An 18,363-nucleotide genomic window follows, 5' to 3' on the forward strand; every position below is an offset into this window, starting at 1 on the left:
CGTGTCTCCTCAGTCCGCGTAGACGTGCATGTCGACCTCGGACGCGTCCGGGTAGGGCGCGGCCTCGGCATAGGCGACGGCATCGGTCGCATCCTTCTCGATCTCGGCGTTCATCGCCTCGATCTCCTCCTCGGTGGCGATGCCCTGCTCGACCAGGTAGCCGCGGAAGCGCACGATCGGGTCGCGGTTCTGCTTCCAGTCCTTCTCTTCGTCCTTCGAGCGGTAGTATTCGCGGTTGATGTCGCCCACGTGGTGGCCGTGGTAGCGGTAGGTCTCGAGTTCCAGGAAGAACGGACCCTCGCCCTTGCGGCAGCGCGCGACCAGCTTCTGGGTCAGGTCGTTGACGGCGAGCACGTCCTGCCCGTCGACCTTGAACGCCTCGATCCCGAATGCCTCGGCGCGCGCGGTGAGCGATCCCGCCGCGATCTCCTCGGTCTTGGTGTATTCCGAGTAGCCGTTGTTCTCGCAGGCGTAGATCACCGGCAGGTTCCAAAGCGCGGCCATGTTCATGACCTCGTAGAGCAGGCCCTGCGCGGTGGCGCCGTCGCCGAAGAAGCACACGGTCACGTCGTCGTCGCCGTTGAGCTTGGCGCGCAGGGCCGAGCCGGTGGCGATCCCCATCGACCCGCCGACGATGGCGTTGGCGCCGAGGTTGCCGTGGCTCTGGTCGGCGATGTGCATCGAGCCGCCCTTGCCCCGGCAATAGCCCTCTTCCTTGCCCAGAAGCTCGCAGAACATCTCCTTGAACTCAGCGCCCTTGGCCACGCAATGGCCGTGGCCGCGGTGGGTCGAGGTGATGCGGTCGTCGTCCGTGAGCGCCTCGCAGATGCCCACGGCGACGGCTTCCTCGCCGGAATACATGTGCGTCAGCCCCGGCATCTTGGCCGAGAGGTAAAGCTGGTTCGCGTTGTCCTCGAAGGTCCGGATGCGCACCATCTGGCGGTACATGCGCAGGTAGTCTTCGGTGTTGGTTTTCGTCTTGGCTTTGGCCTTGGCCATTGTGTCCTCCCGGAGGCGGGGTGGCACCCGCCCTGCGCCGGCAGGGCGGGTGATACGCAACGATCAGTAACGGTTCGCGATGGGCAGTTCTTCGGCCGGGAAGAGGCTGATCACCTCGACGCCGGTCTCGGTCACCACGACCTCCTCCTCGATCCGCGCGGCGGAGTAACCGTCGGCGGCCGGGCAGTAGGTCTCGAGCGCGAAGACCATGCCGGTCTGGATCTCCATCGGGTGATCGAGCGACACGGCGCGGCTGATGATCGGGCGCTCGTGAAGCGCGAGGCCCAGGCCGTGACCGAACTGCAGGCCGAAGGCTGCGTCTTCGTTGGGGAAACCGAACTCCTCGGCCTTGGGCCAGAGCTTGGCCACCTGGTCGGTGGTGACGCCCGGCTTGATCGCCTCGATCGAGGCGTCGATCCATTCGCGCGCCTTCACGTAGGCGTCCACCTGCGCGGGTGTCGAGCGTCCGATGTTGAACGTCCGGTAGTAACAGGTGCGGTAGCCCTGGTAGCTTTGCAGGATGTCGAAGAACGCCTGGTCGCCGGGGCGGAAGTAACGGTCGGTGAAGTTGTGCGGGTGCGGGTTGCACCGTTCGCCGGAGATCGCGTTGATCGCCTCGACGTCGTCCGAGCCCATCTCGTAGAGCATCTTGTTGGACAGCGCGACGATGTCGTTCTCGCGCACGCCCGGCTTCAGCTCTTCGTAGATCATGTGGTAGACGCCATCGACCATGCTCGCGGCCTGCGTGAGCAGCTGGATCTCGTCCCAGTTCTTGATCTCGCGCGCCGCCAGCATGATCTGCTGGCCGTCGACGATGTTGAGGCCCTCTTCCTTGAGCGCGTGGAACATCGCGGTTTCGGCATAGTCCACGCCCACCGGCATGTCGGCCATGCCCGCTTCCTTGATCAGGCGGGCGATCTCCTTGGCGTACTTCTGCATCAGCCCGAACTCGGGCGGGATGGTGCCGCGCATGCCGACGACGCCGGCCAGGCAGTGGTCGGGCTCCAGCCAGTCGGAGTAGCGCTTGTGGTGCATCGCGGCGGAGCCGAAGTCCCACACGTAGGGGCTGTCGTCGCCGGTGAGCAGGCAGAACCGGCACATCTTGTCGCGCTCCCACTCGCCGATCTTGGTGGCCGAGACGTAGCGGATGTTGTTCACGTCGAAGAGCAGCAGCGTGCCCGCGTTCGACGCCTGCAGCGCCTGGCGCGTCCGGGCGAGCCGGTAGCGGCGCAGGCGGTCGTGGTCGATCCGGCGTTCGAAATCGACCGACATGTGGCCGGACGCGGGCAGGCGTTCACGCCATTCCCAGTTCGGTTCAAGATCCTGAGGGGTCAGGAGGTTCGGCAGCAGGGCGCGTGACATTTGGGTCTCCTCCGGGCCGGTCTGTCGGCCCTCGTTGTTGGGTTGTTTCCGGAAATCGGTCGGTTACTGGATGCACCAGCCGCCATCGATGTGGATCATCTGGCCGGTCATGTAGTCGCTGTCGTCGCTCGCCAGGAAAGACGCCGTGCCGGTGATGTCGTCGGGGTAGGACACGCGCTTGATCTGCAGCGCGTCGCGCACGATGTCGTCGTAGGCCTGGCCTTCACGCTCCTTGAAGCCGATGTCGACGAGGTCCTTGTCGAGCTGCTCCCAGAGCGGGGTGACGACGACGCCCGGCGCGTAGCCGTTGACGGTGATGTTGTGCTCGGACAGCCCGATGGCGCCGCAATGGGTGAGCGCGAGGCAGCCGTATTTCGAGGTGCAGTAGACGGTCACGTCGACCAGCGGCTTGCGGCTCGCGATCGAGCCGACGTTGATGATCTTGTAGGGGTGATCCTCCATCGGACCCTGCTTGATCATCTGGCGGGCGGTCTCCTGCATGCCCAGCCACATCGCCTTGGTGTTGACGTTCATGATCATGTCCCAGTTGTCCTCATCGATATCCATGAAGAACCGGGGCTTGTTCATGCCGGCGTTGAAGAGGCCCACGTTGATCGAGCCGAATTCGTCCACCACCGCGGCCACGGCGGCGGCGTTGTCCTCCCGCTTGGTCACGTCCATCTTGACCGCGATCGCCTTGCCGTTTCCCGCGTCGTTGATGCGCTTGGCGACGGACTGGGCTTCGTCCAGATCGAGATCGCCGATGCAGACGTTGGCGCCCTGCGCGGCGAAGGCTTCGGCGTTGGCCGCGCCCATGCCGCGGGCCGCGCCGGTGATCAGGATGTTTTTGCCCTTGAGGCGATTGGGGTCCATGGTTTCCTCCCTAACTAGGTGACCGGTGTTCTCATTATCTGTTCGGCCTGCGCCTGAACCCGGGCCAAGGCTTCGGCCGGGCTGACGAGACCGCGCAGCATGTCGTGCAATTCGTGGCCGCAGACGGTGATGATGTCCGAGATCTGCGGCACCGGCGGGCGCGGCCAGAATTGCAGCTCGTCGCGCCAGGACATCTGGTCGACGAGCTCGAAGATCGGCGACAGGCGGCGGACTTCCGGATCGGCCCCGACCGAGTAGCGCGGGGCCGTGCGGCTGCCTTCCTGGGCATAGAGCTTCTGGGCGGCGGGCGAGGTGAAGGCGATCAACGCCTCGACCGCGTCCGGAATCCGCTCTTCGGCAAGGTTCGCCGGCACGCAGAGCGCGTAGCCCCCGACCGGCGCGATCGGCATGCCGCCGGGACCGTGCGGGTGGGGCAGGTAGCCCGCGTTGCCATGCGCCGCGCAGGTTTCGTCGCGCTCGAAATACGGGGCCAGCAGCGTGTAGCCATAGGCCATCGCGACGCTGCCGTTGGCGAAGGGGCGCACACGTTCGTACCAGGACATCGACAGGATGTCGGGCGGCGAATACTCCATCAGCTGCATGAGGTACTCGGCCGCGGCCTGGGCGCGTTCGCTGTCCAGCATGGGCCGGAAATCGTCGCGCTCGAGATGGTCGGCGTCGAAGCCTCCGGCGATCTCGGGCAGGTCGATGATCGGCTGGCCGAAATCGGCGCAGGTCATCATGAAGGTGTGTCCCAGCGCGGTCCCGCGCGCGGCGTTCCATGCGACCCCGTAGCGTCCGCGGCGCGGGTCGTGGAACTGTCGGGCGGCCTCGATCACCGCGTCGGTGGTCTGCGGCGGCTCGAGCCCGGCTTCGGCGAACCAGTCCTTGCGGTAGAACATGAGCTCAGGCGTCGTCTGGCTGGGCACGCCGTAGGGCACGCCGTTCCAATGCGTCGCGCGCCAGCCCGCGGTGTGGAAGTCGCTGGGCTCCAGCCGGTCCACGTCCATCACGTCAGGCAGCGGGCGGATCACGCCCTTCTTCACGAACTCGCCGAGCCAGGGCAGGTCGACCGCGATCAGGTCGTAGCGGCTGTTGGCGCGGGTGGCGTTGCGCAGCGCCTCTTCACGCAGCCGGTCGATCGAGAAGGCGCGCTGGTTGATGTCGGTGCCGACGATCTGTTCGAACTGGCGCTTGAGGTTCTCCATGACCATGAAGGTCGGATCGCCGTGCACCAGGATGCGCAGGCCACCGGCCAGCTTGAGCGACTGGGGCAGGGCGCGCGGCGGCGGGATCATGCTTTGCCCGGACTGGTAGGACCCGCCGAAGTAGTAGTCGCGCGCTTCCGGCGTGGGTCGTTCGCCGCCGTAGGCCGCCATCGCGATCCGGTCGATCCGGTCGGCCACCCGGTGGAACACCTGGAGCAGGTTTTCCGAGGGGTGGAGCGAGACGCTCTTGCCCGACTTGGTGCGCGGCCGCTGCTCGATGAAGCCCGCGTCCACGATGTCGGCCAGCTTGCGGGTGCCCGTGGCGTAGGGCACGCCGGAGGCCGCCACGATGGCCGAGGGCGACACCACGCGGCCCTCGAAATGGCAGTGCAGCAGGTGCAGCAGCATGTTGAGGTGCGGGTTCGTCGTGCTGGGTTCGATCCCGTTTTCGACCTCCGAAAAGATTTCCTGCAGGAAATGAACCACGCGCTGCACTTCCGGCCCGCTGGGCGCGGAGGCGCCGGACGCCGGAAGGGCGCCTCCGGATTGTCCGGAACGGATATTTTTCGCGGATTGCAGGTTCATGCGGTCGGCAGCTCGTGTTGTTCGGGGTGTGCGTGGCGAGTCGGTCATCACGGTCCTGTTCAAAATGTTCAGTTTGAGAGGCGTCCGGAATCGTCATGATGTCCAGATTGGATGTCAGATTATTCAAAATGGATAAAAAGGGGAGGTCTAAGTTAGCGAAAAATGACGCTGGATGGTCCGCAGATTGCACCGGGGCGTATGCGCTCCGGACTGGAGAGGACAGTCGCAATCATGAAACATGAAACCGGGAGGACCCATTACATGAAGATTTCGACCAAGTTTGCGCTCGTCTGCTCGACCGCGATGATCGGCACCGCCGCATTCGGCGAAGCGCACATGGACACCTACACGATCGGCATCACGCAGAACAACGTGGGCGTCGACAGCTACCAGACCACCTACGAGCAGGCCTTCATCGCGGCCGCCGAGGCGAACGACAACGTGGAAGTCGTCGTCCTGGACGCCGGCGGCGACGTCGCCCGCCAGATCGCGCAGATGGAAGACCTGATCCAGCAGGAAGTCGACGCGATCATCATCTGGCCGACCAACGGCGAAGCGGTGATCCCGGCCGTGCGCAAGGCATCGCAGGCCGACATCCCGGTGATCGTCACCAACTCCAACATCGCCGAGCAGGGCTTCGACTTCGTCGCCTCCTTCTCCGGCCCGGACAACATCACGCAGGGCTCCCGGTCCGCCGAGATCATGTGCGACCGTTTCAAGGAGCTGGGCATCGAGGATGAAGCCCAGATCGTCCAGATCTCGGGTCAGCCGGGCTACACCACCGCCATCGAGCGCGCCAAGGGCTTCGAGGACCGCCTGCCGGAAGTCTGCCCGAACGTCACGCTGATGGAGACCCAGCCGGGCGACTGGAACCGCGAGAAGTCGCAGCAGGTCATGGAAGCCTTCCTCGTCAAGTATGACGACATCGACGGCGTCTATGCCGGTGACGACAACATGGGCGTGGGCGCGCTGAACGCCGCCAAGGCCGCCGACCGTGCCGAAGGAATCACCTTCGTGGGCGCCACCAACTTCGCGGTGGGCTACGAGGCGATGGCCGCCGGTGAATACTGGGGTTCGATCTACCAGTCGCCGGTCGACGATGCCGAAGCCGCGCTTCAGACCGCGATCGACATCCTCAACGGCGAGGACGTTCCGTTCCTGAACTACTTCGACACGCCGAAGATCACCCAGGACAACATGGACGAGTTCGAGAAGCCCGTCTTCTGATCTTCCTCCCTGAATGCGCGGGGCGAACGCCACGTTGGCCCGTCTCGCGCATTCCCTTTCTTTTTTTTCGATTTCTCTCACGAAAGGGGCGGGACATGGCTCGTGTTTCGGGACGATCCTGCATCGTGACCGGTGCCGCGCAAGGCATCGGTCGTGCCATCGGCGAAGCGCTGCTGGACGAAGGTGCCAACGTCTGCTTCGCGGACATCAACGCGGAGAAGGTGGCCCAGGTGGCCGAGGCCAATGCCGAGCGCGCCGCGCGTGCCGGGGGCCAGGTGACCCACGCCGCGGTCAACGTGACCGACCGCGAAGAGGTCCGCGCCATGATCGCCCACGTGGTGGAGCGGTTCGGGCGCCTTGACGTGAAATTCAACAACGCCGGGGTGAACCGGCCCATGAATTTCCTCGACGTGACCGAGGACAACTGGAATTTCATCATGGGGATCAACGGGCTGGGCTGCCTCATCGGCATGCAGGAAGCCGCCCGGCAGATGATCGCCCAGGGGGTCGATGCGGACGGTGTGGCCGGCAAGATCGTGAACACCGCCTCGATCGCCAGCCGCCAGGGCTTCGACAACGTCGCGCCCTACTGCGCGAGCAAATCGGCGGTCGTGTCGCTCACCCAGTCGGGCGCGCGCGACCTGGCCAAGCACGCGATCACCGTCACGGGCTTCGCGCCCGGCGTGGTCGCGACCGAAATGTGGGAACAGGTCGACCGCGACCTGATGGAAATCGGCGCCGCCGAGCGGCCCGGGCAGGCGATGGCCGAATTCTCGTCCGAGATCCTGAAGGGCCGCGTGGCGACGCCGGAGGATATCACGGGCACGACATCGTTCCTCGCGGGACGCGAAAGTGACTACATGACGGGACAGATCGTTATGATCGATGGAGGCATGACGCTCGTCTGACACCGGCTCATGCCAGCCATAGGGAGGAGAACATGGCGGAATTGACGAAGAAGGGAGTCGCGGGCTTCCTTGCGCGACAGGGTATCCTCGTCGCCTTTGTGGTCTTCATGATCGTGTTCGCGATCGCGAACCCGAGATTCATCGACATCGACAACATCTTCGGGGTGATCCGGTCCTCCGCGATCCTGGGCGTGATGGCCCTGGGGGTCACCTTCGTGGTGATCGGGGGCAATCTCGACCTGTCGGTCGGGTCGATGATGTCCTTCTCGACCATCGTGGTGCTCGACCTGCATGACAAGATCGGGCCGACGCTGGGCATTCCCGTCATGTTCGCCATGACCATGGCGCTCGGGGCCTTCATCGGCTTCCTCGTGGGCTATCTCAAGCTCAACTCCCTGATCGTCACGCTGGGCATGCTGTCGGCCATCCACGGCCTGACGCTGACCTATTCGGGCGGCAAGAACATGGACATCGCGGACAAGGAAGGCACCTGGTTCGGCATCTTCGGGCAGGGTTCGATCGCCGGGGTGCCGGTGCCGATCATCATGTTCGCATTGCTGGCCATCGTGCTCAGCATCATCCTGTCGCGCACCCCGTTCGGACGAAAGGTCTACGCGGTGGGCGGCAACGGGATCGCCGCGACCTTCTCGGGCATTCCGCGCGCGCGCATCGTCTTCATGACCTACCTCATGTCGTCCTTCTGCGTGGCGACCGCGGGCCTGATCCAGGCCAGCCGGAGCCTGGGCAGCCAGAACACCGTGGGACAGGGCATGGAGCTCGAGGTGCTGGCCGCGGTCATCCTCGGCGGCGCCTCGCTCCTGGGCGGTGCCGGCACGATCTTCAAGACCGTGATCGGCGTGCTCATCCTTGGCTTCATCCAGAACGGCCTCCTGCTCATGGGGCTCGCGTTCTACGCGCAATACGTCGTGACCTGGATCATCATCATCCTCGCCGTCTGGCTGGACATCGCTGCGAAGCGTGGCCGCCTCTGGTCGCCGATCGCCTGAGGAGAGAGACCATGAAAAAAGAAACACGGGCAAATCTCATCAAGCAGGGCGCGATCTGGGCCTTCATCGTGGTGGAGCTTGCGTTCTTCTCCATCGCCGGCGAGTTCCTGTCGGTCACCGAAACGGCCTTCATGGACTTCGACAACATGCTTCTTCTCCTGAAGCAGTCGGCGCCCATCGGCATCATCGCGCTCGGCATGACGATCATCATGATCAACGGCAACATCGACCTGTCGGTGGGGGCGACCTTCGCGCTGGCCGCGATCGTACTGCTCGACAGCATGACCTGGCCCTTCATGGCGGCGATCGGCGACTGGGCGATCCCGCTGGCCTGGGGCTTCGCGCTCCTGACGGGTGTCGTGCTTGGCGCGATCAACGGGCTCATCGTGTGGAAGACCGGCGTCGACGCCTTCATCGTGACGCTGGGCTCGATGCTGGGCTACCGGGGGCTGGTGTTCATGTACAATGGCGAGCAGCCCACCAGCCACCTCAACTGGACGCTGGTGGACTTCGCCGAGGCGCAGTTCCTGGGCCTGCACACCGCCACCTGGTTCCTCCTGGGCGCGGCGCTTCTGCTGTGGCTCCTGATGACCAAGACCGTGCACGGCCGCAACGCCTATGCCATCGGCAACAACCGGGAAGCGGCGGTGAACGCCGGTATCCGCGTGGGGCCGCACTTTCTGTGGAACTTCATGCTGATCGGCTTCCTCGCGGCGCTGTCGGCGGTGGTGTTCTACTCGGAATCGGGTTCGGTGAACCCCAATGACGGCATGCTCTACGAGCTCTGGGCGATCACCGCGGTGGTCCTGGGCGGCACCAAGCTGTCGGGCGGCTACGGGTCGATCATCTCGACGCTCGGCGGCGTGATCGCCATCCAGCTTCTGCGCAAGGGGCTGGGCCATATCGGGGCCGACACCGAAACCGTGAACCTCGTCATCGGGCTGATCCTGATCGCGGTGCTGTTCCTCGACCGGCAGCTGAACCGCAAGGGCAGAGAGGAGTTGAAGACATGACCGACCAAACCCCCGCACTGCGGCTCGAGGGGATCGTCAAGACCTTCCCCGGCGTGCGTGCCCTCGATGGCGTGTCCTTCGCGGTCATGCCGGGCGAAGTCCACGCCCTGATGGGCGAGAACGGCGCCGGGAAGTCCACTCTGATGAAGGTGTTGGGTGGCATCCACCAGCCGAACGAAGGCCAGATCTTCATCGCCGAGGAGCCCACCGTCATGACCTCGCCGATCGAGGCGAAGTCCAAGGGCGTGGTGTTCATCCACCAGGAGCTGAGCCTGGCCGACGAGCTGACCGTGGCCGAGAACATCTTCCTGGGCGAACTGCCCAGGAAGAGCTTCGGCCGGGTCGACTGGAAGACCCTCTACGACCAGACCAACGCGATCCTGAAGACGCTCAATGTGGGCTTCGACGCGCGCACCCGGGTAGGCGACCTGTCGATCGCCAACCAGCAGATGGTCGAGATCGCCCGCGCGCTCACCGTCGACCCGCGCGCGGTTATCTTCGACGAGCCGACCGCCTCGCTCACCGATGCGGAGAAGGTGGTGCTGTTCGAGGTGATCGCCGACCTCCAGTCGCGCGGCGTGGGCGTGATCTACATCTCCCACCGCATGGAGGAGATCTTCAAGATCACCGACCGGATCAGCGTCCTGCGCGACGGGCAGTATCGCGGCACGCTCAACACGGCCGAAACGAACGAGGAAGAGGTCACCCAGCTGATGATCGGGCGCACGCTCGACCTCAGCCGGAGCGAGAGCACCCACCAGATGGGCGACGTCGCCCTCGAGGTGCGCAACCTCAGCTGCGGCGACCTGTTCGAGGACGTGAGTTTCACCGTGCGCAAGGGCGAGGTCGTGGGCTTCTACGGGCTCGTGGGCGCCGGGCGCACCGAGATCGCCGAGACGCTCTTCGGCCTGCGCGACCCGTCGTCGGGGACGATCATGCTCGACGGGGAAGAGGTGCGCATCAATTCGCCCGCCGACGCGATCAAGCGGGGCATCTCGCTCGTCCCCGAGGACCGCAAGGCGCAGGGGCTCATCCTGGGCATGAACTGCCGGGACAACATGACGTTGCCGCAGGTCGACGACATGACCGCCGGCCCCTTCGTCAGCGACGGGGCCGAGGTTGCGATCTTCGACCAGTACCGCGACAAGCTCGACATCCGCACCCCGGGCTGGCGGCAGCTGGTGGGCAACCTGTCGGGCGGCAACCAGCAGAAGATCGTGATCGGCAAGTGGCTCTCGATGCACCCCGAAGTGCTGATCGTGGACGAACCCACCCGCGGCATCGACGTGGGTTCGAAATCCGAGATCCACAACCTGATCCGTGAACTGGCCGCGCAGGGCTACGCGGTGATCGTCATCAGCTCGGAAATGCCCGAGGTGCTGCACGTCTCCGACCGGATCGTGGCGATGTTCAACGGCCGAGTGATGCGCGAATTCACCGCGGAGGAGGTGACGGAGGACAGCCTGATCCAGGCGATCTCCGGGCTCGAGACCGACAAGGTCGCATAGCATGCGCGTGGGGTTCGCCGGACTTGGCCGCATGGGCGCCCATATGGCCGGCAACCTCGTGGCGGCAGGGCATGACGTCACGGTGTGGAACCGCTCGCCCGACAAGGCGGCGGACCTCGCCGGGCGCACCGGCTGCGCGGTCGTGGCGACACCGCTGGAGCTTGCCGAGGCTTGCGAAGTCGTGGTCACGATGTTGGCCGACGACCCGTCCTCGGAGATCGTGCATTTCGACCCCGACGGGCTTTTCGCGGGGCGGGGCGCGCAGACCTTCGTGGAGATGGGCACGATGTCGCCCGACCACATCGCCGCGCTCGCCCGCCGCGCGCCGACGGGGTGCACGGTGATCGACGCCCCGGTCTCCGGGGCCACGCAGGCCGCAGCCGACGCGCAGCTTCTGATCATGGCCGGTTGCACCGAAGAGGCGCTCGCGCCCATCCGGCCGGTTCTGGACGCGATGGGGCGTGCCACGATCTGCCTTGGCACCACCGGGGCGGGGGCGGTGATGAAGCTTGCCGTGAATTCGCTCATCCACGGGCTGAACCAGACGCTCGCCGAGGCGATGACGCTGGCCGAGGCCGCCGGGATCGCCCCCGAGGCCGCCTTCGACGTGATCGAGAACAGCGCGGCTGCCGCCCCGATGCTGAAATACCGCCGCCCGCTCTACCTCGACGAGGATGCGCATGACGTGACCTTCACGGTCTCGCTCGCGCGCAAGGACATGGCGGTGACCGCCGAGCTGGCCCGGTCGCTGGGCACCCTCATGCCGCAGGGGCAGGTGACGCTCGACACCCTGATCGACGCCGAGGCACGCGGCTACGGCGCGCGCGACATGGCCTCGATCCTGAATTACATGCGAAAGGAACGCCCATGAAGGCCGCGCTCTTCGTCGGAGGCTGGGAAGGCCACACGCCCACGCATTTCTCGGACTGGTACGAGGCGCTCCTGCGCGACAACGGGTTCGAGGTCGACGTCTACGACACGCTGGCCCCGCTCGAGGATCCCGCGTCACTGGCCGATCTCGACCTGATCACGCCGATCTGGTCCTCGGCCCGCTCGGGCCACCAGGAAGAATTCGGCAACATGACCAAGCCGCAGGAAGACGGGCTTCTCAAGCTGATCGGGGACGGCTGCGGGATCGCGGGCTGGCACGGTCACATGGGGGACGCCTTCCGCGACCGCCCGACCTATCACTTCCTCATCGGCGGGCAGTTCGTGGCCCACCCCCCGGGCTGGCCTGACAACCTCCAGCCGCGGGAGGACTACATCGATTACGACGTGACCATCTCCCAGCCGGACCACCCGCTGGTCGAAGGCATCCGCAGCTTCCGCATCCGCTCCGAGCAGTATTACATGCTCACCGATCCGTCGAACAACGTGCTGGCCACGACGACCTTCTCGGGCGACCACCTGTGGTGGATCGAGGGCACGGTGATCCCGGTCACGTGGACGCGCCGCTGGGACAAGGGCCGCGTGTTCTATTGCTCCATCGGGCACGAGCTGGACGACCTGAAGGTCCCGCAGGTGACCGAGATGATCCGGCGCGGCGCGATCTGGGCGGCACGCGGCGCGCTCTGACCGGGCGCTCAGCCGCCCCCCATGTCGATATGCACGCGGTCGGCCCCCGGCGGGCGGGCCCGCGTTTCACACAGTGCGCGGCTCCAGTCCTTGAAGGCCCGCCCCGTGGCCGAGCAGACCCTGAACGCGGCCACCCGGTCGGGCGTCACGCCGGCCCCCGGCGCCGCGGGGCAGGTTCCGTCGAAAGCGTGGGCGTGGCGCCTGTCCAACAGCCCGGCATCCACGCAGGGCCCGATCACGCGCCCGTCCTTCAGCACCACGTCGAGCGAGAACGCTTCGCCCCGCCGCCCGGTGCCGGTCCAGGTGACGGCCAAGGCCGGTGGCCGGCCGGGTGGATCCAGGCGCAGCACCTCGCCGCCGTCGTAGGCGACCGTTTGCTGGCGTTCCCCGGCACCATCCCCCCATGTCCCGTCGCGCGACTGAACAAGCCGCACTTGCGCGATCTCGGACTTGTGGACGGCGCGCGGGGCGGGGGCCGAGGGGCAGACACCGGTGAAACGGTAGGAGGGTGTGCGCCCGAGGATGTCCGCCCCCACGCAGGGCGCGATCCACGTGCCGTCCCCGAGCTGTACATCGAGCGCGTAGCTCCGCCCCGGCGCGCGTGACCAGACGAGGTAGAGATCGGTCAGGCTCTCGATCGTGCCATCGTCGCGGAAGCGCAGCGCCTGCCGGTAGACCTTGCGCCGGTAGCCGTCGCAGCCCGCCCCGCGCCATTGCCCGACATGGTAGAAGATGTAGTGGCGGCCCCGGTGCTCGATCACCGACCCGTGGCCCATGTTCTCGACCAGCGGGAGGTTGCGGTAATTGCGGCCAAGACCGCTGCCCACGCAGCCGGGCCCCGTTTCGGTGAAGGCCGGGGTCGACAGGCTGTGCGCCCCGCGCGCCTTGTCGAACCGCGCGGCGCTGTCGGCCATCAGGTAACTCAGGCCATAGGAGCGATGCACGTGCCCCCGGCTGTAGACGAGGTAGTGGATGCCGTTCCGCGTGAAATGGTCGGGCGCTTCGGTGATGCGCTCCTCGTAGGCGACATCGCGGCGCGGGTTGGCGTAGTTGGGGTAGGGCCGCAGGATGTCGCGCACCCGGTCCGGTGCGTCGAGGCGGAAGGCGCTGACGTTGTTGCCGCGGTCGAACCAGGTGTAGAAGAACCACCCGGGATCGGTCGCGCGCGACAGGTCCGCGTCGATGCGGATCGCGTGGTTGCATCCCTCGGCCGGGCAGCCGCGCGTCACGTCGCTGCGCGGCAGGCCGGTGCCGGGATTGATCGGGACGGGCGGGCCGAAGGCGATCTCGCCCACCGGCGATGTCGCGATGAAGGTCGTGACCTGCGCGGTGGCGAAGAGGCCGCCGAGCTTGGGGCAATCGGTGCCGGGCGCGTGGCGTAGGGCCGAGAAGGCCAGCACGTAACGCCCGCCGTCCAGCGACAGGTCCGGCGCCCAGATCCGGCAGTAATCATGCCGCGGGTCGACGGCGGACGGGTCATAGATGCCGGCCGGCGTGAACTGAGTGAGGTCGCGGCTTTCCCAGAACTTCAGCCGCCGCGCCCCGGCACGGTCGAGCGTGCCGGTCAGAAGCACCCGCGACCCGTCCGACAGCACGTCCGGGTCGCCGAGCCCGGGCATGATGAGCGTGCGGCCCGGATCCGGCTCCGCCCGCACGCCTCCCGGCATTGCGAGCGCCAGGCAAAGGGTCATGCCAAGCCTAGCCGCCGCGCGGCGGGCCCGACTGCCGATGGATGCAGAACCTGCACCGCGGGCCTGACCGATCATTTCGGGCCTCTCCTCTTGCCTGCATCTCCTCACCTCCATCTTTAGGACCCGGACAGGCCCCGCGACCAGCCTGTTGAGTGCCCAAGGCGCTTGACTTTCGCGTGACCGCCTTCAACCGTTGCTGTCGCAACAGATCCGATGCCGAAAGAAAGACCGCCCGCCCATGAACGCCCCGCAGCCCGTCGTCGACCTCTCGGCCAACCTCGCCCGCGTCGGGCGTCTCACGCGCCGGTGGTCCGGGGAGGCACTCGATCCCGAGGGCTGCCTGCGCTTCGTGAAAGGCGACCCGGAGGCGCTGCCGATCTATTTCTGTTCGGTCGGAGAGCCGATCTTCAACGGGCTGATCGAGGCGCTGGGCGGGCGCTGCGACCTTGTCGGCATGCGGTCGCTGCGGTGGATTCTGCCCGACTCCGAGATCAACGGCCCCGTGGCGGAATTCATGGCCGACCACTACGCGCGTCACCTCCATCGGGCCTTCGGCGATCGCCCCTGCATCGTCGGCGGCAATTGCGCGGCGAGCGGGCTTGCCTACCGGGTGGCGGCGAAACTGGTGGAGCTGGGCGTCCCGGTCGAACGGCTCGTGGCGTTGGAGGCGGAATACAGGTTTCCGTTTCCCGGCCACGTGCGCCACATCTACGGAATCGGGGGCGAGAACTACAATCCGTTCGAATGGGCGGACGGGGGCGCGCTCGAAAATATCCTCGCCCGCTGGTCCCATGCCTACGGCAGCGTCGACTGGATCGAGATCGAGGGCGAGCACGGCGAATTCAGCAGGCCGGAGAATGCCCCCGCGCTGGCCGAAGCGATCCTGCGCCCGGTCGAACCGGGGTCAGCGGCGCTCTCCACGCCGAAGCCGTCGGCGCCCCTCGACCTGCGCTGGAGCATGACCGTCATCCGGCCCGATCACGTCATCCTTGATGCCTATGGCCCCGCCGACCGGACGGGGCTGGCCATGTTGCCGGTCTGGCGCACCTCCGACGGCCGCCTTGCGCGTGTGAACGATGACGGCTGGCTTCGCATCGCGCCCCAGACCGGCGCCTGGACCTGCCGTGTCACACGGCCGGACAGGCCCGGGCCGTGGACATTGCACCCGGTCCTGTGCCGCGCGGGAGAGGGCCCGGTCCAGTGGCCGGTGGCCGAGATACCGGGGTTCGAAGTCGATTGACCGAAGTGGTTAATCGCTGCTAGCGTCCTGTTCATAGGTATGTTTTTCCATACCGAAACCAATGAGGGAAAATTTTCATGAAGATCGATACGACCAAGCTTCTGGCTCTGAAAGTCGCCAGCGCGGGTGCCCCGAAAGTCGGCAATGAACCACCGACCATCAACGGTGAGCCGACCAACATCAACGGCGAGCCTGTCGGCATGCCCAAGGTCGGAGAGCCGGCCGACGGCAAGTAACCGACTGACGAGCTGGGGGGCTTCGGTGTCGGATTGCGTGGCGGTATTCATTCGCGACACCCGCGCCAATCATTTCCCGGATCGACAACAAGACGCCCGGGCCCGCGTTTGGCCCGGGTGGACCGTCTGAACAAGAATACAAAACACTGAACGGGACAAACGAATGCAGATCGATCTTTCCAGGCTTCTGAGCCTCAAGACACCGGCATCCGGGGCCGCCAAGGTCAGCGTCGAACCGATCGGCGCTTAAACGAGAATTCGGAATTAAGACATGTTGATGCCCGATCCGCGGCAAGCGGCATCGATGGTCGATGACGTCGATGCCAGGCTTGTGGCCGCGCTCTCCTATCTCGTGTCCGACGTGCTCGGACACCCCGAGGAAACCCGCACCCTGTCGACCGCGCCCGCGGCCCATGCGCTACAGGCGCTTATGCGCGAGGCGGCGGTCGAAAACGACATCGACGCGATCCGCGCGCTTCATGCCGAACATGGCCGGGTGCTTGCCCGTCCGGCGCCGTCCGAACGTTGCGCGCTCGTCACCTGGGGCGACGGCACCTTCGACGCCTCCGAGGCGTACCTGCTGCAATCGGCCTTCCGGGACGACATCGGCCTGACCGGGGCGCTGGCCGCGCCGGACCCCGACACGCAAGCCCGCCTGCGCGCCGCCTTCGGCCGGATCCGTCCCGCGCTCGCCACCCAACTGCCGGCGTGGTGGGGAGAGATCGAGGCGCTCGTGTCCACCATCATCCTCGCCAGTTCGGGGACCGACTCCGCCCGGTTCGGGGGCGCGACCGCCTTCGCTGCCTGGGGCGCCGTGTTGATCAATCCCGAGGGGCAGGCCGAGCCGCTGCCCCTGGCGCTCGCGCTCGTGCATGAATGTTCGCACCAGAAGCTGTTCTATGCGCATCTCGACGACGAGGTCGTCCTGAACGACCCCGAGGAGCGTTTCTCGAGCCCGCTTCGGCGCGATGCCCGCCCGATGGACGGGATCTACCACGCGACCTTCGTGCTCGCCCGGATGGTGCAGTTCCTGCACGACCTGTCCCGGTCGCCCGATGCGCACGCCGCTTTCGGTCCCGGGGTCGAGGACGAGATCGACCGACACCTTCGCAGTTCGATCGCCGCCTTCGAAGGCGGGCAGGGTGAAATCGCCGCACATGCCCGGCTCACCCCGAAAGGGCAGGAGATCATCGACGAGGCCGCCGCGGCCGTCGCCGCCTGCAAGGCCGGCTTGGAGCAACAGGCATGACCGAAACAGCCGCTTCGCGGATCTTCCGCAACCTCCGGGACAACCGCGACACCGTGGTAGAGTACCGGGGCCACGGTTATTCCGGGCCCGAGCTCCTGGGGCGGATCAAGGCGCGGGCACGCGTTCTGGCCGAGACCGGGGTGGGACCGGGCGACACGATCATCATCATCGCCTCCGAGAACCTCACGGCGTTCGAAATCCTCCTTGCGGCATGGACGCACGGGGCCTCGGGGTTCTTCGTCGATTTCCGCACGCCCGCCGCGCGGGTGAACGAATGGGCCACGCGGCTTTCCGCCCGCGCCATCGTCGGGACGCGGGCGCTGGCGGGTGTGGAGATGCGGGTCCAGCCGATGCACCCGGTCCCGGAACCCGGCCCGGTGCCGTGCGATCCGGACCCGATGCACAACGCCGTCTGGTTCTCGACCTCCGGCACCACGGGCCTTCCGAAAATCGCCCCGCGCACGCAGGTGCGGCTTCATGAAATCATCGAGGCCATGGAAGAGAAGTACAATATTCCCGCCGGGCGCGCCGTGCTCAGCCCGACCTCGGTCGGGTATTCGGCCAGTGGGTTCATGTGGCTTCGCTTCCTCGCGATGGGGCGCAAGATCATCGCGCTCGACATCGTCCACCGGCTCGACGAACTCGACGCGGCGTTGAAGCGCCCGGAAGTGGCCGAGTGCAGCCTGCCGCCCTCGACCATCCGCCGCCTGGCCGCGCTGCCCGGGCCGACGCCGCGCTACCCGGAACTCGAACGCCTGGGCGCCGTGGGCGGTCCCGCGCTTGCCGAGGACAAGGTCGCAGCGGTCCGGCGGCTGACCATGAACTACAGGATGGTCTACAGCGCGGCGGGCCTTGGCACGATCAGCATGATCACGGGCCCCGAGATCCTGGAGCGCCCGGAAAGCTGCGGGAAACCGGAAGAAGGCGTGCAGGTCACCATTCGTGACAACGGCCGTGAAGTCGGGCCGGGCGAGATCGGCGAAATCTGCGTGACCCTCCCGGAGCGGGAGGAGGCGCCCACGGGCGATGTCGGCTATCTCGCGCCGGACGGCTACCTCTACATCGTCGGCCGGGTCCAGGGCTTCCTGACGCGCAATGGCGTGAACTTCGCCGCCCAGCGGGTGTCCGACGCCGCACTGCGCCTGCCGGAGGTCGAGGAAGCGGCGGTCGTCGCTGTGCCGGGCCAGGATGCGGGGGACGAGGTCCACCTCTTCGTGCAGGCGCGCGGGCTGGAGCGGGATGCTCTGCTGCGCCATCTGCGCACGGCCTTGCCCGCCGCCGAGCAACCCGACCACGTCCACCTGCGCCCCGCGCTGCCCTGCAACGTGTCCGGGAAAGTGGACCTGGGCGCATTGCTGGCCGAACTGACGGAACCGGAAAAAGAGGTCGCACGTGCCTGATCCCACCTTCGAAGAGCGCGTGCGCGCGGCCTTTGCCGAGGCGCTGGGCACCGTCCCCGGCGATGACGAGGATTTCTTCGACGCAGGCGGTGACTCGCTGGCAGCCGAAAACGTGCTCCTGACGCTTTCGGCGCAGCTGTCGACGGAGCTTCCCGGCTGGGTGCTGCTGGACCATCCGACGGTGCGCGGGCTTGCCGCCGCGCTTCGGAGCGGTGAGGCGCGGATCTGAACTTTCTGCGCGAAATTCCTGCTCCCGGGGAAAGCAAAAATTGATTTTCTCCG

The 18,363-nt window shown here is 66.4% G+C and carries 17 protein-coding genes; 12 read left to right on the forward strand and 5 right to left on the reverse strand.

Features of this window, described 5'->3' with window-relative positions; all coding sequences use genetic code 11:
* Positions 1-9: 9 nt before the first annotated feature.
* From GQE99_RS07065 to GQE99_RS07080, 4 genes are all read right to left on the reverse strand, one after another.
* Positions 10-999, reverse strand: a complete 990-nt coding sequence (locus GQE99_RS07065; protein ID WP_161350902.1) for a thiamine pyrophosphate-dependent dehydrogenase E1 component subunit alpha — start codon at positions 997-999, stop codon at positions 10-12.
* A 63-nt stretch (positions 1,000-1,062) separates the two neighbouring features.
* The gene (locus tag GQE99_RS07070; protein WP_161350903.1) at positions 1,063-2,361 is read right to left on the reverse strand and encodes a M24 family metallopeptidase; all 1,299 of its coding nucleotides are present in this window, start codon (positions 2,359-2,361) and stop codon (positions 1,063-1,065) included.
* Positions 2,362-2,424: 63 nt separating this feature from the next.
* Entirely contained in the window at positions 2,425-3,234 is an 810-nt protein-coding gene (locus GQE99_RS07075) for an SDR family NAD(P)-dependent oxidoreductase (protein ID WP_161350904.1), read from the reverse strand.
* A gap of 14 nt (positions 3,235-3,248) precedes the next feature.
* On the reverse strand, positions 3,249-4,928 hold the full coding sequence (locus GQE99_RS07080) for an ABC transporter substrate-binding protein (RefSeq protein ID WP_407943786.1): 1,680 nt from the start codon (positions 4,926-4,928) through the stop codon (positions 3,249-3,251).
* Positions 4,929-5,288: 360 nt separating this feature from the next.
* Between GQE99_RS07080 and GQE99_RS07085 the strand changes: the two genes are divergently transcribed.
* The 7 genes from GQE99_RS07085 (at position 5,289) to GQE99_RS07115 (ending at position 12,265) form a co-directional block, all read left to right on the forward strand.
* A complete protein-coding gene (locus tag GQE99_RS07085; RefSeq protein WP_161350906.1) occupies positions 5,289-6,254 on the forward strand; it encodes a sugar ABC transporter substrate-binding protein in 966 nt (321 codons plus the stop codon).
* 95 nt (positions 6,255-6,349) lie between these two features.
* The gene (locus GQE99_RS07090) at positions 6,350-7,162 is read left to right on the forward strand and encodes an SDR family oxidoreductase (protein WP_161350907.1); all 813 of its coding nucleotides are present in this window, start codon (positions 6,350-6,352) and stop codon (positions 7,160-7,162) included.
* 32 nt (positions 7,163-7,194) lie between these two features.
* The gene (locus GQE99_RS07095; RefSeq protein WP_161350908.1) at positions 7,195-8,169 is read left to right on the forward strand and encodes an ABC transporter permease; all 975 of its coding nucleotides are present in this window, start codon (positions 7,195-7,197) and stop codon (positions 8,167-8,169) included.
* Between the two features lie 11 nt (positions 8,170-8,180).
* Positions 8,181-9,182 (forward strand): ABC transporter permease, encoded by a 1,002-nt coding sequence (locus GQE99_RS07100; protein WP_161350909.1) that lies wholly within the window; start codon positions 8,181-8,183, stop codon positions 9,180-9,182.
* Complete coding sequence (locus tag GQE99_RS07105) at positions 9,179-10,690, forward strand: sugar ABC transporter ATP-binding protein (RefSeq protein WP_161350910.1); 1,512 nt, start codon at positions 9,179-9,181, stop codon at positions 10,688-10,690. Before GQE99_RS07100 ends, GQE99_RS07105 begins: the two co-directional genes overlap by 4 nt.
* A gap of 1 nt (position 10,691) precedes the next feature.
* The gene (locus GQE99_RS07110) at positions 10,692-11,561 is read left to right on the forward strand and encodes an NAD(P)-dependent oxidoreductase (RefSeq protein WP_161350911.1); all 870 of its coding nucleotides are present in this window, start codon (positions 10,692-10,694) and stop codon (positions 11,559-11,561) included.
* Positions 11,558-12,265 (forward strand): ThuA domain-containing protein, encoded by a 708-nt coding sequence (locus tag GQE99_RS07115; protein ID WP_161350912.1) that lies wholly within the window; start codon positions 11,558-11,560, stop codon positions 12,263-12,265. Before GQE99_RS07110 ends, GQE99_RS07115 begins: the two co-directional genes overlap by 4 nt.
* Positions 12,266-12,273: 8 nt before the next feature.
* Here the strand turns inward: GQE99_RS07115 and GQE99_RS07120 are convergent, their stop codons facing one another.
* A complete protein-coding gene (locus GQE99_RS07120) occupies positions 12,274-13,956 on the reverse strand; it encodes a family 43 glycosylhydrolase (RefSeq protein WP_161350913.1) in 1,683 nt (560 codons plus the stop codon).
* 238 nt (positions 13,957-14,194) lie between these two features.
* Here GQE99_RS07120 and GQE99_RS07125 point away from each other — a divergent pair, with 238 nt between their 5' ends.
* From GQE99_RS07125 to GQE99_RS07145, 5 genes are all read left to right on the forward strand, one after another.
* Positions 14,195-15,196 (forward strand): alpha/beta hydrolase family protein, encoded by a 1,002-nt coding sequence (locus tag GQE99_RS07125; protein WP_161350914.1) that lies wholly within the window; start codon positions 14,195-14,197, stop codon positions 15,194-15,196.
* 77 nt (positions 15,197-15,273) lie between these two features.
* Positions 15,274-15,432, forward strand: coding sequence for a hypothetical protein (locus GQE99_RS07130; protein WP_161350915.1), 159 nt, complete (start codon positions 15,274-15,276; stop codon positions 15,430-15,432).
* Between the two features lie 304 nt (positions 15,433-15,736).
* Positions 15,737-16,681 carry an aKG-HExxH-type peptide beta-hydroxylase gene (locus tag GQE99_RS07135; RefSeq protein ID WP_161350916.1) on the forward strand — a complete coding sequence of 315 codons (945 nt, stop codon included), beginning with the start codon at positions 15,737-15,739 and terminating at the stop codon, positions 16,679-16,681.
* Positions 16,678-18,081, forward strand: a complete 1,404-nt coding sequence (locus GQE99_RS07140) for a class I adenylate-forming enzyme family protein (RefSeq protein ID WP_161350917.1) — start codon at positions 16,678-16,680, stop codon at positions 18,079-18,081. The genes GQE99_RS07135 and GQE99_RS07140 overlap by 4 nt, the downstream gene beginning before the upstream one ends.
* Positions 18,074-18,310, forward strand: coding sequence for an acyl carrier protein (locus GQE99_RS07145; protein ID WP_161350918.1), 237 nt, complete (start codon positions 18,074-18,076; stop codon positions 18,308-18,310). The genes GQE99_RS07140 and GQE99_RS07145 overlap by 8 nt, the downstream gene beginning before the upstream one ends.
* Positions 18,311-18,363: the final 53 nt, after the last annotated feature.

Source organism: Maritimibacter harenae, assembly GCF_009882975.1.
In the GTDB taxonomy this organism is placed as follows: Bacteria; Pseudomonadota; Alphaproteobacteria; order Rhodobacterales; family Rhodobacteraceae; genus Maritimibacter; species Maritimibacter harenae.

Bases quoted from the DNA above. Each gene is read 5' to 3' on its own strand.
- GQE99_RS07120 (WP_161350913.1), bottom strand. From the start codon at position 13,956: ATGACCCTTTGCCTGGCGCTCGCAATGCCGGGAGGCGTGCGGGCGGAG.
- GQE99_RS07090 (WP_161350907.1), top strand. From the start codon at position 6,350: ATGGCTCGTGTTTCGGGACGATCCTGCATCGTGACCGGTGCCGCGCAA.
- GQE99_RS07130 (WP_161350915.1), top strand. From the start codon at position 15,274: ATGAAGATCGATACGACCAAGCTTCTGGCTCTGAAAGTCGCCAGCGCG.
- GQE99_RS07105 (WP_161350910.1), top strand. From the start codon at position 9,179: ATGACCGACCAAACCCCCGCACTGCGGCTCGAGGGGATCGTCAAGACC.
- GQE99_RS07065 (WP_161350902.1), bottom strand. From the start codon at position 999: ATGGCCAAGGCCAAAGCCAAGACGAAAACCAACACCGAAGACTACCTG.
- GQE99_RS07140 (WP_161350917.1), top strand. From the start codon at position 16,678: ATGACCGAAACAGCCGCTTCGCGGATCTTCCGCAACCTCCGGGACAAC.
- GQE99_RS07095 (WP_161350908.1), top strand. From the start codon at position 7,195: ATGGCGGAATTGACGAAGAAGGGAGTCGCGGGCTTCCTTGCGCGACAG.
- GQE99_RS07070 (WP_161350903.1), bottom strand. From the start codon at position 2,361: ATGTCACGCGCCCTGCTGCCGAACCTCCTGACCCCTCAGGATCTTGAA.
- GQE99_RS07100 (WP_161350909.1), top strand. From the start codon at position 8,181: ATGAAAAAAGAAACACGGGCAAATCTCATCAAGCAGGGCGCGATCTGG.
- GQE99_RS07075 (WP_161350904.1), bottom strand. From the start codon at position 3,234: ATGGACCCCAATCGCCTCAAGGGCAAAAACATCCTGATCACCGGCGCG.
- GQE99_RS07115 (WP_161350912.1), top strand. From the start codon at position 11,558: ATGAAGGCCGCGCTCTTCGTCGGAGGCTGGGAAGGCCACACGCCCACG.
- GQE99_RS07085 (WP_161350906.1), top strand. From the start codon at position 5,289: ATGAAGATTTCGACCAAGTTTGCGCTCGTCTGCTCGACCGCGATGATC.
- GQE99_RS07110 (WP_161350911.1), top strand. From the start codon at position 10,692: ATGCGCGTGGGGTTCGCCGGACTTGGCCGCATGGGCGCCCATATGGCC.
- GQE99_RS07135 (WP_161350916.1), top strand. From the start codon at position 15,737: ATGGTCGATGACGTCGATGCCAGGCTTGTGGCCGCGCTCTCCTATCTC.
- GQE99_RS07125 (WP_161350914.1), top strand. From the start codon at position 14,195: ATGAACGCCCCGCAGCCCGTCGTCGACCTCTCGGCCAACCTCGCCCGC.